This window comes from Haladaptatus marinus (assembly GCF_051194195.1).
The window spans coordinates 429,843-445,396 of record NZ_JBLZNK010000004.1 but is presented as its reverse complement, the minus strand read 5'-3'; the positions used below and the strand labels follow the sequence as shown (position 1 = coordinate 445,396).

Here is a 15,554-nt window from a genome sequence, read left to right as displayed (position 1 = left end):
ATGTCGAAGGTGTTCACGAAGGTCAACCAATCACTGGCGATCACCTTCGACAGACCATTCCCTGCTACAAGCGTTGTGTCGTCTTGCTCAAGGGAATGTACAATCCTTCTGAAAATCAGTCGATATCCATCATGTGGCTGATGAAAGTGCGATTCATACACAAAGCATTTACCAAGGTACGAGCATGGATCAGTTACATGAATGACAACATCGGATATCATGGCCCAATTGAAAAAATCGTTCTAAAGACGGTCACATTCTCGTTAGTGCCAATTGTTGTCGTGCTGATTACCACCCTTCTCATGTTCGAAGGACAGTTTTCTGATGCACGGTCGTGGATTAGCGGGGACTGGCGTGAGCCACTCAAGTAGACTGGACTCGATAATAGCAGAATTGGCACAAGAAGTGAAGTGCTTAATACTATGAGTCGAATCCGTTGACATCCTCCCCTCCCTCAAGGGCGAGGATTTCTCGCCTACAATTCCATAACCGGCGGAAAATTGTGTTTCGAGTTATCACGCCCCAGCTCCGACAAAGCTCGTAATAGTGTGTCCACTATTACAAACATCCCATCCACTCCCCTTCCTAATTCCGAGATCCACCACTTGCCACTACCAAAATTACCATGGTGGTTCGTCCCATGTTGAAAATTGTCGGGTAATGTAGAAAGGAGATCATCGCTCGACAAAAACGTGGTTACGGAAGAACCTACTAACTCTCCACGTTTTGTCACTCATTCATGCGATGAGGCTAATCACAGAGCCCCTCAGCACATGTCACTGGATGTCATAGGCTATTTTGTCGGGGACACTACCACGCATTGGACAATCAAAAATCAAAAACCCGACAACGCAGGTAACTCTCAAGTGTCACAGATACTCATGCTCACTCACCTGCGTTTACTGATGGTGGCAGACACAAGACCGAAGCTATCAGCTACGTCCCAATTAATTCAGGACAGAGGGCGACGCATTCACGGAAAATTTTCAAAACACACCGTGTTTCCAGTGTAAACGTCAGCTGGTATTCCATCAGATTCGAGCAAGCGTACGGAACTTTGCCCGTCTTCCTCGCGGAGATGCAAACGGACAACGGTTCAGATACAGCAGGCCCTCCCCCCTACCAGAATCTGACCGGGTCGAGAGCCCAAGTGAGCATCGAAGATGAACCCAACGACTTTGAAATGCGACACACGGAAGAAGAGATTGACTACATTGTGCTCCGTGGACTTGGCTCGCTCTGTGTCATCTCCCCGCGACTGAAGTGGGCTTGCGCCTCGAATCCGTTTGAACTGCCGGAAAACACACTCCAAGGCACTCGTCTCATACACTGTTGCAGCCATTTTCGATGTGAATTTTGTCTTGTTTTTTCTGAATACTGTTGATAGTCAGTTCGATTTCCAGTGGACAATACCTTTGAATGTCCACATTCAACACCCGGTAATCATTCGGCATCTATTCGCAAACGTTCCACCAGCACCTTCGGGGGACAGAAAGATGTTCACGCATTTTCTAAAAATTTTAATGGACATTCCGCGATTGACAATGTTACTTGCAATAAATAAACATTCCCATTAAATATATTACCGTATTGACTCAAAATCACTTAATATATTAGAATCCAAAGCAGTGGTCAGAATGAATAGTGCGAAGGAATTCTGTCCACGGTGTCAGGAAGAACAAGCGATCATTAAAACAGTGAGTTGGCAACCGAACATGTGCCAGGAATGTAGCACTTCATTAGATCCGACCTAAATCATCCGGTCTTGTTGAGAGTGACTTCATATAACCATCCGTTGAGTTGTGTCATTATAGACTATATTGAAATGATAGAATCCTGTATCCACACTTGCTTCGACGTTGGAATAGATAGCTGCCCCACCAAGTGTTGGATCAAGACATTCTGAGTGCCCCTCCGTTCGCCAAGTGGAATCGAATACGAACCTTTCCGAGTCCAACGAGGATGGCCTCTTGACGCGCCATCGAGAGAGTCGTTCGCGCCGTCGGCAGGATGGTAGTCTGCGTCGAGGCGGCCGTGGAGATGAGTACTGAGAGGATGAGAATCTTATCGAACGGCGAGCCGAGAACCTGCGTACTCAGCGAACTCAGCACGTCTTCCTAATTGGCGACGAGAAACGGCACACCACCATAGGCTTGTGCAGCGATAGCGACGATGACGTAGATGGCGAGTAATATGACTGTGCTGACCAGCGCGGCCACTCCTGGCCTTCGGTCGCTGTTCTCATTCTTCTCATTAACCCCAGTAGATGAAGATGGCGAGGATTAGTCCGGAGTTCAGGGCGCTCTAATCCTGAATGGCGAACGGATTGAGCCACGACAACGACGGCGTGATAGATCCAGTGCTACTGAACCCGGTGTATACCTCCAAGAGCGCGACGGCAGCGAAGACAGCGAGCGTAACGATTTCCATGCCCAGCAAGAGGAACTGCGTCCACGCCGAGAGCTCGATTCCAACCACGCAAATGGTGGTGAGGACTGCAATCCAGATGACTCCGACGAACGTCACCGCGTAGACCGAGTTGCGCCGCGCTCTGCCACCCCAGGAGCAAGAAAGTGTAGAACCCTGTGATTTTCATCCATTCTGTGTAGTCAGAGATCTGTCTCGTCCAACGACAGGCCGACCGCCTTCGTGTGGGTGTATTCGTCGAGCGTCTCTTTCGCACATTCCCGGCCGAATCCGGAGTACTTGTACCCGCCGAAGGGGGCGCCCGCGCCGCCGCCGAAGTACTCGTTTATCCAGACGCTTCCGGCTTGGATGTCGGCGGCCGCTCGATGTGCGAGCGACATGTCACCGGTCGCAACGCCCGAGGCAAGCCCGTAATCAACGTCGTTCGCCAGTTCGATTGCTTCCTCGTAGTCCGAAAACGTGATGATACACTGCACCGGCCCGAAAATTTCGTCCTGTGCGATTCGCATAGTGTTATCCACGCCGTCGAATATCGTCGGCTCGAAGAACCAACCGTCGGCGAGTTCGTTGTCCAACGGTGGTTCACCGCCAGCAATCACTCGCGCGCCTTCTTCCGTGCCGAGGGAGACGTATTTCGAGACCTTTTCGTGTTGCGCTTGGAACGAAAGCGGCCCCATCTCGGTTCCTTCAACGAGCGGGTCGCCGGGTTGGTACGCCGCGGCTGCGTCCTCGAATGCTGCGACGAACTCGTCGTGAACCGATTCGTGGACAAGAATCCGCGAGCACGCGTCACATGTCTGACCAGTGTTGTAGTAGATGCCCATCGCGGTCGTCTCCGCGGCAGCCTCAATGTCGGCATCCGGGAAGACGATGAACGGCGACTTCCCACCCAACTCCAACGTGACCGGCGTGACATTATCTGCTGCGGCTTTCATCACCAACTGTCCGACGGGAACCGACCCGGTGAAGGACAGTTTATCCACATCGGCATGGGTTGTGAGCGGCGCACCGGCTTCCTCTCCATAGCCATTGACGACGTTGAACACGCCGTCAGGCAGAATTCCTGCTGAGAGCTGTGCAATGCGAGTAATCGACAGCGGTGCCTCCTCGGACGGTTTGCATACGACCGTGTTGCCAGCCGCGAGTGCCGCACCGACTTTCCACCCCGTCAACAGGAGCGGAAAGTTCCACGGAAGAATCAGTCCGGCAACCCCGTACGGTTCGATACGTGTGTAGGTGTGCGCATGGTCGCCGGTCGGCAGGTTTGCGCCTTCGTGTGCCTGCGCTACCGAGACGTAGTACTCGAAGAACGAAATCGCGTCTTCGGTTTCTTCTCGCGCGTTCGCGAGCGGTTTTCCGGTATCGAGACTTTCGAGCAAGGCGAGTTCGTCGAGGTGGTCACGCAACGTCGCCATCCACTCGTGAATTATCGCCGCGCGGTCCTGCGGCGTGGTGGTTCGCCATTCCCGTTCGAAGGCTGCACGTGCGGCCGTCACTGCTCTGTCGATGTCGGACTCTTCACATCGAGCGACGGACGTTATCGGTTCTTTGACCGCGGGGTCGAACGTTTCGAAACGTTCGCCGCTCCGTGCCGAAACGGATTGGCCATCTATCCACGCATCGATGGCCAGTCCGTCCATGGCTTGTTCGATTGCCTGCGCGTGATTCTGTTCAAGTGTCCCCGTAAATGTCGTGTCTGCCATTCGTATCCCCCGTTCCGTCGTCGCTCGGTCGCCTCCCTTTTCAGTGAGATGGCATTCGACGAACCGGTCAGCGGGTGTTTCCGACACGATTCGACATATTTCCGATTGTCGAACTGCCATCGCGTGTTTCGTTTGGTTTGTTAATGTGGTGTGTGTACGCTCTGCATGTGGAAGAACTTTCTTTCTAACTCGTTTTCCGACTGTCTCGTTCCGATCGGCCTGTCATCATCACTGTTCATCAGAAATCAGTCTCCCAGCTTCGCCTCTCCAATCGTTAGAATTACGCACGAACTACGTCAGTATCATTGCGTCCGCGATGTCGACTGCGATTCGTCGTTGCGATTCTCTCACCGATAGAAGTCTTATTGCCGGAATCGGTCTAGAAAGTACGATGAGCATTAGTAACAAAGAACATGAAAATCCCCACGAAATGCTGTTCCGCGAGCCAATGAGAACGGTTCTTCACAACCAATTCACACACCAACGAGGAAATCGACTACGCCGTCGAAACCGGTATTACAGGCATTTTGAACGTTTTGCGACACCTCGATATTTTGGAAGGGGTGCCAGTCGATACGGGGCCACAAACGGTTGCTCGCATTCACCTCGGTCGAATCATTGCATCCAAATCCGGTCTCTTTCACTCAGACCCCAACATAACCGGAGAGTCACTTGCGAACATCGCGGTACCGTATGAATCGCACGAATAGCACCGGCTGCTTCGGAAGTAGATTTTGACGCGTTGTGAAACTCCAAATTCGATAGTCCCCAGGTAGAATAACCACGGCGTCGTACCATTCGGCGTAGCGGTCGACCACAATTTCGGTCGACCGAAGAAACATGCATAGTGCAGCCGATTCACAACAGTCGTGTTCGATCCGTTCCGCTCGATAGTTCACTTTCACTGGCCTGTTAACGCGGGTTTATGCGAATGCATGTTCATTGGTCACGTATGGCAGCCGAGCTTGACCAGTTACCGGGAGTTGGGTCGGCAACGGCAGACAAACTCTTCGAAGCCGGATTCACTTCCTATCAAGCGCTCGCCGTTGCGAGTCCCGGCGAGCTCACCAACACCGCTGACATCGGGGAGCGTACCGCCGCTGGCATCATTCAAGCGGCACGCGAGGCCGCCAACATTGGCGACTTTGAAACCGGAATCGCGGTGCGACGACAGCGAGACCGGATCGGAAAGCTTCGCTTGTTGATCGACGACGCTGATGAACTGCTTGGTGGCGGTATCGAAACGCGGTCAGTCACGGAATTCTACGGCGCTTTCGCTTCCGGCAAATCACAGATTACGCATCAACTGTGCGTCAACGTGCAACTTCCGAAGAGTGAGGGTGGATTCCACGCCCGTGCGATCTTCATCGACACCGAAGATACGTTCCGGCCGGATCGTATCGACGACATCGTCCGGGGATTACCAGACGACGTCATCGTGGCCACGATGATCGACCGCGATATCGAGGGAGACGCCGACGACGAAGCAGCGCTTAACGAGCTGGTCGAACACGTTCTCGATCGAATTCACGTTGCGAAAGGGTTTAATTCAGCACACCAGATTCTCCTCGCCGAAAAGGCACGGGAAATCGCCGGCGAATACGCCGACACCGAGTGGCCTGTTCGATTGGTCTGCGTGGACTCGCTGACCGCGCACTTCCGGGCCGAATATATCGGTCGCGGAAAGCTCGCTGAACGACAACAGATGCTGAACAAACATCTCCACGACCTGCTGCGGTTCGCGAACCTACACAATGCGGCAATCGTCGTGACAAATCAGGTCTCGTCCAACCCCGACTCGTTCTTCGGCGATCCGACGCAACCCATCGGCGGGCACATCCTCGGACACTCCAGCACAGTTCGTCTCTACCTCCGCAAATCGAAAGGGAACAAGCGGATCGTCCGACTCGTCGATGCGCCAAACCTGCCGGACGGCGAGACTGTGATTCGTATCGTAGAATCGGGGTTGAAGCCGGAGTGACACAGTTCGAATCGGTGAGACGGGGTCTATCGGTGGAGCACGACGAACGTCTCGGGGTGTGAACCCAGAGCGGTTGACTGTCATCGATTACCGCGCTTCAACCCCGCTCCGGCAATGACGATTCCCACGAACAGGGTAATCACGCCGATAACCGTCCACTGCACCGACCGTCCAGTGATCGGTTCGCAGTCCGCGACGCACAGAATGGGATCGATCTGGACGATTGCGAGGCCTTGAACCAACCATACCATCCCGAGAAGCGCCACGATGGCGCCGAGAATTGTCACCACAGTCGCGTTCGTGTTCATGGTTCAGACATAGTATGGCTCACTGGCGTGGCAGTTCCGCGCACGAAGGGTCTGGACGGGCTAACACCGAGACTCAGTGTTTCGATCTCGTCGAGAGCAAAGGAACCTGCTGCGATCCAGTCGTCCGTTCGACGGTTCAGATGGCAGCCGTTGTCGACCCGTTTCCAGAGTGGGGTCACTGCGTCCTGGACGTAGCCACGCAGACCGTCCGACCGAACGTGTTCGAGAAAGCGGAATTCACCATCCGGTTTCACGACCCGATGGACTTCGGTGAGGGCTCGAAAAGGATCTTGTACCGTACAGAACACCGCGGAGGCGATGACCACGTCAAACGTATCGTCCGCATATGGCAGGGATTCAGCCCGTCCTGATCGCAGGTGGATGTCCAGATCGTACGTGCTGGCTGTTCGCTTCGCCTGTTTTCGTCTGTTGGAATCCGGTTCGATTGCATGCAGATGGAGTGCTGACGCACGCTGCGCTGCTGTTTGGAAGTACGGAACCATCGCACCGCTTCCCGCACCGAGATCCAGTATCACCCCTTCGAGGTCACGTGCGAGATACCGCCGATGGTCAGCAAGGTCAAGGCGCTTTGCGAGCGCGGCGACGATCGGCTGACCGAGGGTTGGTGGTTTCGATTCCGTTCGGCTCGTGTTGCCTCTTTCAGCGATTCTGTTCGGCATGAGTTGACAGTATGGACGGCACACCGATGCATGCGAATAGCGCCTCACATCTGAGGCAGGTTTAAATGTGTACACAGCAAACTCATGCTTTAATAGGCCACCGCCCACGGCAGACGTATCCCAATCAACTCATTTCGAGACGAAACGGCCGAATACAGCCGTCCTGGGCACTATGAGCATAGAGAACGGATTGCTAGTATGAGATATATTACGTTCGTCATTCCGCAGATAGACGATGAACGCTGTTCTAACGGCGAGTGCGCGACCGATTCGGCAGTGAATGGAGAAGCGATTCACTACATCAACCTCTTGGATGACGGAACCGGCGTCGGACTGTATCAACTCCGTGGTGACTTTGAACAGGGCACGAAAGCACTCGAGGCGAACCCGGAGGTGCTATCGATCGAGCGGTCTGCGGCATCGGACGGGCTGGTCTACCTCCATTTTCGAGCAAATGCCCTCATGACCGACCTCCTCAGTATATTCCGACGGTATGAGATCGTCGTGGACTGGCCGATGGAATACACCGATCAGGGTGGGCTTCGAATAACCATGCTTGGAGAGGACAAGAAGATCCGAGAGGCAATCGCGGAAATCCCTGACGGAATTCCGATTACGCTCGAAGGGATCGGCGAGTATCACCCAGATATGCGCCAACTCGCGTCGCTACTGACGGATCGCCAGCAAGAACTGTTGGAACTAGCGATCAATGAGGGCTATTACGAGATGCCGCGGCGTGCGACCCTCAACGACCTTGCAGATCGGGCGAATATCTCCGCGGGGACGGTTGGTGAGCACTTGCGGAAAATCGAAACGAAGGTCATAATGGAACTCGTTTGATATCGACTTTGTTCAACGAGAGGTCAGATAGCCATGTGCGACACACAGTAACAAATATCAAAGTGGATTTCGATGGTTTGTCCGATGTTGGATTTCACCCAAAAATACGGCGACGAGTTCCGAGATTTCACAGAGCAGTTACTGACGTTCGAAACGACGAGTGGGAGGGAAAAAGAAGCACAAGAGTGGCTCTCGGGTCGTCTCCGCGACCTTGGGTTCGAAGTGTACAGTTGGACGGCAGACGCAGACCAGTTAGCCGAGAGTCCGACGTTTCCGAATGCAGAAGCGATCGATGTGGACGAGCGGCCGAGCGTTGCCGGTGTACTCGAATTCGGTGACCCCGCAGCAGGTCCGACGATTATCCTCAATGGCCACATCGACGTCGTCCCCGTCGAGGAATCATCGTGGGAAACTGATCCATTCAAACCCACCTGGGATGGTGATTCGCTGACGGCCCGTGGAGCGGTGGACATGAAAAGCAACCTTGCAGCGTGTATTTTCGCCGCGAAATACGTCCACGACGTCGAAAATGATCTCGATGGACGCGTCGTCGTCGAAAGCGTTGTCGGCGAGGAAGAAGGTGGAATCGGCGCCGTCGCGGCGGCACTTTCAAATCCGTATCGGTTCGAGCGAGACGCCGCAATTATCACAGAACCGACGGAGTTGGACGTCGTGACAGCCGTCGAGGGAAGCGTAATGATGAACCTCGAAATCGAAGGTCGCTCCGCTCACGCGGCCACTCGCTGGGAAGGCGAGTCGGTTCTCCCCCACTTCGAGCGGATTCGAGCGGCGTTCCGCGAACTCGAAGCGAACCGCAACGACCGCGTCACTCACCCATTGTACGAGTCGTTCCCGATCTCGTGGCCGGTGAACTTCGGGGTCGTTGATGCAGGGACGTGGGCATCGAGTGTTCCCGCGCACCTATCGAGCGAGATTCGAATCGGCGTCGCACCCGGTGAGACGAACGAAGAAGTCGAGACGGAATTCCGAGACGAACTCGACACAGTCGTGGCCGAGAGCGATTGGCTCTCGACACATCCGCCGACATTCGAGCGCCGGGCGATTCAGTTCGAACCCGCGGAAATCGACGCGGATGAACCGGTCGTGACCGCATTACAAACGGCGATGCGAAACCGGGGATTGAACGACACGGATCCGCGCGGGGCGACGTACGGGGCCGATTCGCGCCACTACATCGCGGCCGGAATCCCGACCGTTCTTTTCGGAGCGGGCTCTATCAAACAAGCTCACTTCCCGAACGAAACCGTCGAATGGTCGGAGGTCTTGACAGCGACGGAAGTGCTCGCGGACGCTACCGTAGAATTTCTATCCACGAACGCGACCGCGTGAACTGCCTCGCGGTTCGGCCGTGAGACCACGACGTCATGCGGATTCACAGCGACATCGTGTACTTCTCCCGATTTCGTTGTTGCGGAAAGGTCGTCCGAAACGTGTGTTTAGGCATTCAGTACCTGGACAGAAACATCATGTAAGCGGTGAGCCGTTCACCGCCGAGCGAGAAGGTCCACCCGTGTGAGTGAGACGGCAACGAGAACGAGCGAGACGGCGAGCAGGAGGAAGACGACGCTAATGACGTTTACTTCGGGCGTCACGTTGTACCGGATTTGATTCCAGATGTAGATCGGGAGCGTCGTGGTGGCCGAATCCTTGACGAAGTAGGTGTAGACGAACTCGTTGAACGAGAGCGTAAACGCCAGCAAGCCGCCCGCGATGATACCCGGGAGGACGCTCGGCAGGGTTACCTGCCGAAACGTTTGGAGTTCGTTCGCGCCAAGGTCTTTCGACGCTTCCTCGAGCTGTCGGTCGAAGGTCAAAAACGTCGGGAGGATGACAAGCGTCGCGAACGGGATCGTTCGGATGACGTGTGCGATGACGATCGACCAGTATCCCTGTTGGAAGTTGATTGCACCGAAAAAGAGCACCATCGCGATTCCGGTGACGACGAGTGGAACGACGATTGGAAGCGTCGCAAGCAACTGGAGGACATCCTTTCCGGGGAAGGCAAATCGGTCGACAGCATACGCGATCAGCGTCGCGAGGACGACGCTAATGAGCGATGCGACGATACTTATCTTCAGCGTCGTCACGATGGCACTAATCGCGGCTTGGTTGTTCAAGAACGTAGCGTACCATTGAAGTGTGAGTTCCTTCGGCGGGAACGCCAGAACACCACCTTTTGCGAAGGACATGAACACGAGCACGCCAATGGGAAGCCAGAGGAACAAAAAGACGAGAATCATCGCAAGGCGTCCCAGATGCGAGCCGTATCGGTGCACGACTCGTTCGACGGGCCGAAGGACGCGATTCAACTGATTCATTGGGTATCATCCCCCTGTGCGAGGAGATTACCGCCAGCACGTGCACCGAGGATGAGCAGGGCGACGACTAGAATCGTGACGATCAATCCGATCGCTGCACCGAACGGCCAGTTGAACGCGGATTTGAACTGTTCTTCGATCACCATTCCTATCATCACGTTGCTGGTGCCGCCGAGCAGTCGCGGGGTGATGAACGAGCCGAAAGTCGGAATGAAGACGAGGAGAATTCCGGTAATAACCCCGTTTGCAGTCGTCGGAAGCGTCACCGTGAAGAACGCCTTGAGCGGTCCTGCTCCGAGATCTTTCGCTGCATCGATGAGCGCGGGATCCATGTTCGTCAACGATGCGTAAAACGGTAAGACGGCGAGGGGTAGCCAGACGTATGCGAATCCGATCAGCACTGCCTCCTGACTATACAGTAACCCGATTGGTTTATCGACCACGTTCGTCAACAGGAGAACGGAGTCGAGCACGCCACCGCTTTGAAGGATGTTGATCCACGCGTACATTCGAATGATGTAACTCGTCCAGAACGGGAGAATCACGAGCAAGAGTAGAAGCGTCGTATGACGCGTAAAGCGGACGATACTGTACGCGAGAGTGTATCCAATGACGGTCACGATCGCCGTCACTTCCAACGAAATAAGCAGGCTTCGCCACACGACCGTCAAGTAAACGTCCGATGTCAGGAACTGTGTATAGTTCTGAAGGGTGAATGGACCGTCGATCTGGCCCTGCCGAAACGAAATAATGAGCATCGACAGAAGCGGCAGTGCGAAAAACAGAGTGAGGATGGTGAGCGGCGGACCCACGATAAGCGCTTTGTGGAGACGGGGGCGCTCTCGAAGATATTGGAGGAAGCTCTGTATCGAACTCTCTCCCTCTGATGATTCTTCCGAATGGGTCGCATTTGCCATCACGCAACCTCCTGTGATGGTGTTTGCTCGGCCGGGAAGACGTGCATGTCATCGGCATTCCAACCGACGACAACATCGTCACCAACAGCGAATTTTTGCCCACGGACGTTCGCGGTCAGCCGTCCCCAGGGAGTTTCGATGACGTAGATGACGTCGCTCCCTTGGTAACTTCGCTCTCGAACCGTCCCGTTCGTTTCGAGGAGGTGACCCTCGGTACCGCCATCCGATACCGTCACTTTGTGCGGCCGAACACAGACACGTACTTCGTCACCGGACGAAACGAACGACGCGCCGTTGCGAGCGAACGAGATTGGCTCTGACTGGACTTCGACCGTCATTTCGGTTTCCGTCGTCTCCGTCACCGTAGCCGACACCTGGTTGACATCGCCGATAAAATCCGCGACGAACGCCGATTCCGGCGTTTCGTATAGCTCTTCGGCTGAGCCTATCTGTTCGACTTCGCCATCGTTCAGCACGATGAGTCGATCCGAAACGGACAGGGCGACTTCCTGGTCGTGGGTCACGTAGAGGAAGGTCGTTCCCGTCTCGGACTGAATCCGCTGGAGTTCCGTCTGCATGTGTTGACGGAGTTTCCTATCGAGCGACGAGAGAGGCTCATCGAACAGCACCAACTCCGGTTCATTGACGAGTGCACGGGCGAGGGCGACACGCTGTTGTTCGCCACCGCTCAGTTCGTCGGGAGAACGGGAACCGTATCCGTCCAGGTGAACCATCTGGAGCATCTTTTCGGTTCGCTCTGCACGTTCGGATTTCTTCACCCCTGCCTGCTTGAGACCGTAGCCGATGTTTTCCGCGACGGTCAGATGCGGGAACAGGGCGAGATTCTGAAACACCATGTTGATGTCCCGTTCGAACGGTGGCACGCCGACGAGTTCGGTCTCGCTGAGTCGAATCGACCCATCGGTCGGCGTTTCGAATCCGGCAATCATCCGCAGTATCGTCGATTTTCCGGAGCCACTCGGGCCGAGAATCGAGACGAACTCTCCGTCCGAAACGTCGAACGAGACGTCCTGAACCGCGGTGACGTCGCCGAACGTTTTGGTCAGATTTTCGACTGTGAGTAGTGACATTGTAATCAGGCCGATTTCACTGCCGTCCAAATTTCGCTATATTTGTCCCGCACTTTCTGGCTTAACTGCTTCTGGAACACAAGCTTCCAGCTATCCGGCCAGTTCGTGAACTCGCGCTGCTCTTTGGACAGTTGGTTGTCGATGTTCACGGCGGGCATATACCCCATCTCGGTAAACAGCTTCGCCGCGTGCTTTTTCTGGGATGCCCAGTTGATGAACTGGAGGCTTGCCATCGGATCCGGTGCTCCCTTTGGAATCACGAACAAGTCACTGGTGAACAGCGCACCCTCTTTCGGGGCAGTGTAGTTCACCGGCGCGTTTTCGTGGAATTTTGCGGAGTAGGTACGCCCCATCGTCAGTGGACCGGCAACGACCTCTTCGTTGACGAACATGCTCATCCCCTGCTGATAGTCCCCCCAGTAGGTTTTCAAAAGCGGCTTTTGCTGCTTGAGAACCTCCTCTATCTCCTTGAAATCGTCGGGGTTGATCGGGTTTTGACCCGTGTAGAGTGCGGCGATTTGGCAGGAGACGGTGCTGTTGTCCCACATCGTGATTTTGCCCTTGTTCGCATCATCCCACAGGACGTCCCATGACGACGGGGCCTTGTTGAAGTGATTCGTGTTGTAGGTCAGCGGATAGAGAACGATACTTTCGGGAACGCCGTACGTTTTCCCGCCTTTTTGGTACGTCCCGACGTCTTTCACACGCTTGGTGATGTTTTTCCACGACGGCATCTTCTCGACCGGTAGTGGATAGAGGAAATCGTTCTCGATGGAACGTTCGACCCAGTTCGCCGTCGCCGAAATATTGTCTATTTCGGAGTTCCCACCCTGTAATTTCGAGTACCATTGTTCCGGACTCGAGAAACCACTGTTCGTGACGTTGACGTCGAACTCCTTGCTAAAGGCTTTTTTCGCGTAGGTGGCCCAGTCGTCGTACCAGTTCCACATGACGAGTTTGTCCTCCAAATCCTGTGGTGGCCAGGATTCGATATCCATGGGTGCTTTGCCCGAGCCACCGTTGTTCCCACCGAGACACCCCGAAAGCGTCGAGAGACTCCCTGCGGCTCCGACACCGGCCGCTTTTATGAACGTTCGTCTTCCAATCTTGGGATTGTCTATCATATACACACGGTGTGAGAGTACTCACTTATATTGTCCGGTAAGGGTAAAAATTCCGACCGGTTGTTCATCGCACTGGGGAGAAGATTTCACCACGAAACCATACAGTATTTGACTAGTTTCGCCGGTTACCACCAGCGGTGGTCTGCGAGTTGGTTCACCGCTTGCGTCAACGTCTCCTCGTTTCGGGAGAAGGTAAACCGAATCCAATCCGCCGACCCTTCCGTGTAGAAGCTACTTCCCGGGACAGTCGCGACACCTGCGCGTTGGATGAGTTTTTTCGCGAATTCGACATCATCCTCGTCGGTATCGTACCGGGCCATCATATAATACGCGCCGTCGGGTTTTACAGGATTCAATCCGACATCACAGAGGCCGTCGTAAAGGAGTTCTCGTCGCTCACGATACGAGTCACTGAGTTCGGAATAATACTCCTCCGGAAGCGAGTATGCTTCGACACCCGCAACTTGAAGCGGCGTCGGGGCACAGATGCTCGTATAGTCGTGAATCTTTCGGAGTTCTCGGGACAACGGCTCCGGTGCGAGTGCAACCCCAACTCGCCAACCAGTGACGCTGTACGTCTTCGAGAGCCCGGTACAGACGATCGTCCGGTCGGCGAGGTCACCGACTTCGACTGGGCTTACATACTCATCCTCGAAGACGATGTGTTCGTATATTTCGTCGGTGACGACGATCAAGTTCTCGTCCGCCGCAACGTCGGCGATGGTTTCCAACTCTGACCGACTGAATACCTTCCCAGTCGGATTTTGCGGCGTGTTTAAGATCAGGACGGACGCATCCCGTGCAGCGTCCTGTAGTTCGTCCGCATCGAGCGTCAAGTCCTCCGTAATATCGAGCGGAACACCTTCCGCACCCGCGAAATTGATCGCGGGAATGTAACTCTCGTACGTCGGTTCGAAATACAGGACTTTGTCTCCGTCCCCGCAGAAAGCCAACAATGCGGACATTACCGCCTCGCTGGTTCCACACGTAATCGTCACTTCCGTCTCCGAATCATACTCGACGCCCTTCCAGTCGTGATATTTCCTACTGACTTGTTGGCGCAGCTCCGGTAGTCCCCACGTAATCGTGTACTGGCTGTTCGACGTGATCGCCTGCTGTGCTGCTTCTTTTACCGCCTTCGGTGTCTCATCCTCGTCCGGAATCCCCTGCGAGAGATTGATCGCACCCGCTGCGAGTGCTTCCCTCGTCATCTCACGAATCACCGATTCGCTGACGCTCTTTGTGCGACTCCCTTCGAACTGCATATCCTGCCTGCCTATATCTGCCATGGGTGTGTTTTTCGGGGCAGGTATATTAATCTATTATCTGAAATTAATAATTGGGCCAGCATCACGTATTTGTAGCGTTGCAGTGCAGGCACATTCGTGGAAATGCTGCACAGTTACATCTGAGATTGCTCCGGTCAATCGCCCCCAGCCATTCGCATCCCACTGTTAAGTATTATCACAACGAATACGGCGTCATGTCCGACGAGACCCTCAACACGGACGCACAGCGCCGATTCCCGGTTCCTGACTACGATGAGATCCCTGCTGACCTCCGTGGGCGGATTGACGAAGAGACGGAGCGAGCAGGATTCACGCCAAACGTCTTCGCAGCGCTCGCGTACAAACCCTCGCACTTCCGTGCGTTCATGGCATTTCACGATGCGCTCGTTGACGATACGTCGCTCGACCGGGAAGAAGTCGAGATGATCATCGTTGCTGTCTCTGGGGTGAATCACTGTTACTACTGCAACGTCGCCCATGGTGCACTCGTACGAATCTACGCGAAACAACCCACGCTGGCCGACCAGTTGGTGGCGAACTATCGACAGGCCGATGTGAGTGACAAACGGATGGCGATGCTCGATGTCGCGGTGAAACTCACCGAGCACCCGACGGAGGTGTCCGAAGCCGACTTGCAACGACTGCGTGATGCTGGCTACAGCGACGACGAGATCTGGGACATCGGGGCCGTGACCGCCTTCTTCAACTTCTCGAACCGAATGGCACTGTTTGCTGACTGGCGACCCAACGACGAGTTTCATACGATGGGTCGAGAGCCACGAGAATAGCGTTCGCCCACCTGCAGACGCTGAATTGAGCATCGAGAGGGCGTCGATACGATGAGACGAACGTTTT

The 15,554-nt window shown here is 54.7% G+C and carries 14 protein-coding genes; 4 read left to right on the top strand and 10 right to left on the bottom strand.

All coding sequences use genetic code 11. From position 1 onward, the window contains the following. Window positions 1-1,892: 1,892 nt before the first annotated feature. The 3 genes from ACN2TU_RS16000 to ACN2TU_RS15990 all read right to left on the bottom strand — a co-directional run bounded on the left by ACN2TU_RS16000 (window position 1,893) and on the right by ACN2TU_RS15990 (window position 4,130). Window positions 1,893-2,111 (bottom strand): hypothetical protein, encoded by a 219-nt coding sequence (locus tag ACN2TU_RS16000; protein ID WP_435156738.1) that lies wholly within the window; start codon window positions 2,109-2,111, stop codon window positions 1,893-1,895. A 193-nt stretch (window positions 2,112-2,304) separates the two neighbouring features. Then, on the bottom strand, window positions 2,305-2,526 hold the full coding sequence (locus ACN2TU_RS15995) for a hypothetical protein (RefSeq protein WP_435156736.1): 222 nt from the start codon (window positions 2,524-2,526) through the stop codon (window positions 2,305-2,307). A gap of 83 nt (window positions 2,527-2,609) precedes the next feature. Continuing rightward, window positions 2,610-4,130, bottom strand: a complete 1,521-nt coding sequence (locus tag ACN2TU_RS15990) for an aldehyde dehydrogenase family protein (RefSeq protein ID WP_435156734.1) — start codon at window positions 4,128-4,130, stop codon at window positions 2,610-2,612. Window positions 4,131-5,082: 952 nt separating this feature from the next. Between ACN2TU_RS15990 and radA the strand changes: the two genes are divergently transcribed. Next, entirely contained in the window at window positions 5,083-6,111 is a 1,029-nt protein-coding gene (gene radA, locus ACN2TU_RS15985; protein ID WP_435156732.1) for a DNA repair and recombination protein RadA, read from the top strand. 80 nt (window positions 6,112-6,191) lie between these two features. On the opposite strand, the gene ACN2TU_RS15980 is transcribed toward radA, so the two are convergent. Both ACN2TU_RS15980 and ACN2TU_RS15975 read right to left on the bottom strand, forming a co-directional pair. Then, entirely contained in the window at window positions 6,192-6,419 is a 228-nt protein-coding gene (locus ACN2TU_RS15980) for a hypothetical protein (RefSeq protein WP_435156731.1), read from the bottom strand. Next, window positions 6,416-7,099, bottom strand: a complete 684-nt coding sequence (locus tag ACN2TU_RS15975) for a class I SAM-dependent methyltransferase (protein ID WP_435156729.1) — start codon at window positions 7,097-7,099, stop codon at window positions 6,416-6,418. Before ACN2TU_RS15975 ends, ACN2TU_RS15980 begins: the two co-directional genes overlap by 4 nt. Window positions 7,100-7,297: 198 nt before the next feature. Between ACN2TU_RS15975 and ACN2TU_RS15970 the strand changes: the two genes are divergently transcribed. Continuing rightward, complete coding sequence (locus tag ACN2TU_RS15970) at window positions 7,298-7,939, top strand: helix-turn-helix domain-containing protein (protein WP_435156727.1); 642 nt, start codon at window positions 7,298-7,300, stop codon at window positions 7,937-7,939. 84 nt (window positions 7,940-8,023) lie between these two features. Continuing rightward, window positions 8,024-9,289: an ArgE/DapE family deacylase gene (locus tag ACN2TU_RS15965; protein WP_435156725.1), complete on the top strand. Its 1,266-nt coding sequence runs from the start codon at window positions 8,024-8,026 to the stop codon at window positions 9,287-9,289. Window positions 9,290-9,444: 155 nt separating this feature from the next. Here the strand turns inward: ACN2TU_RS15965 and ACN2TU_RS15960 are convergent, their stop codons facing one another. The 5 genes from ACN2TU_RS15960 to ACN2TU_RS15940 all read right to left on the bottom strand — a co-directional run bounded on the left by ACN2TU_RS15960 (window position 9,445) and on the right by ACN2TU_RS15940 (window position 14,675). Further along, the gene (locus ACN2TU_RS15960; RefSeq protein ID WP_435156724.1) at window positions 9,445-10,278 is read right to left on the bottom strand and encodes an ABC transporter permease; all 834 of its coding nucleotides are present in this window, start codon (window positions 10,276-10,278) and stop codon (window positions 9,445-9,447) included. Then, window positions 10,275-11,195, bottom strand: coding sequence for an ABC transporter permease (locus ACN2TU_RS15955; protein WP_435156722.1), 921 nt, complete (start codon window positions 11,193-11,195; stop codon window positions 10,275-10,277). The genes ACN2TU_RS15960 and ACN2TU_RS15955 overlap by 4 nt, the downstream gene beginning before the upstream one ends. Continuing rightward, the gene (locus tag ACN2TU_RS15950) at window positions 11,195-12,286 is read right to left on the bottom strand and encodes an ABC transporter ATP-binding protein (RefSeq protein WP_435156720.1); all 1,092 of its coding nucleotides are present in this window, start codon (window positions 12,284-12,286) and stop codon (window positions 11,195-11,197) included. The genes ACN2TU_RS15955 and ACN2TU_RS15950 overlap by 1 nt, the downstream gene beginning before the upstream one ends. A gap of 5 nt (window positions 12,287-12,291) precedes the next feature. Beyond that, on the bottom strand, window positions 12,292-13,410 hold the full coding sequence (locus ACN2TU_RS15945; protein WP_435156719.1) for an ABC transporter substrate-binding protein: 1,119 nt from the start codon (window positions 13,408-13,410) through the stop codon (window positions 12,292-12,294). 125 nt (window positions 13,411-13,535) lie between these two features. After that, the gene (locus ACN2TU_RS15940; RefSeq protein ID WP_435157053.1) at window positions 13,536-14,675 is read right to left on the bottom strand and encodes a pyridoxal phosphate-dependent aminotransferase; all 1,140 of its coding nucleotides are present in this window, start codon (window positions 14,673-14,675) and stop codon (window positions 13,536-13,538) included. Window positions 14,676-14,893: 218 nt separating this feature from the next. On the opposite strand from ACN2TU_RS15940, the gene ACN2TU_RS15935 reads away from it, so the two are divergent. Beyond that, window positions 14,894-15,487, top strand: coding sequence for a peroxidase-related enzyme (locus tag ACN2TU_RS15935; RefSeq protein WP_435156717.1), 594 nt, complete (start codon window positions 14,894-14,896; stop codon window positions 15,485-15,487). Window positions 15,488-15,554 lie beyond the last annotated feature (67 nt).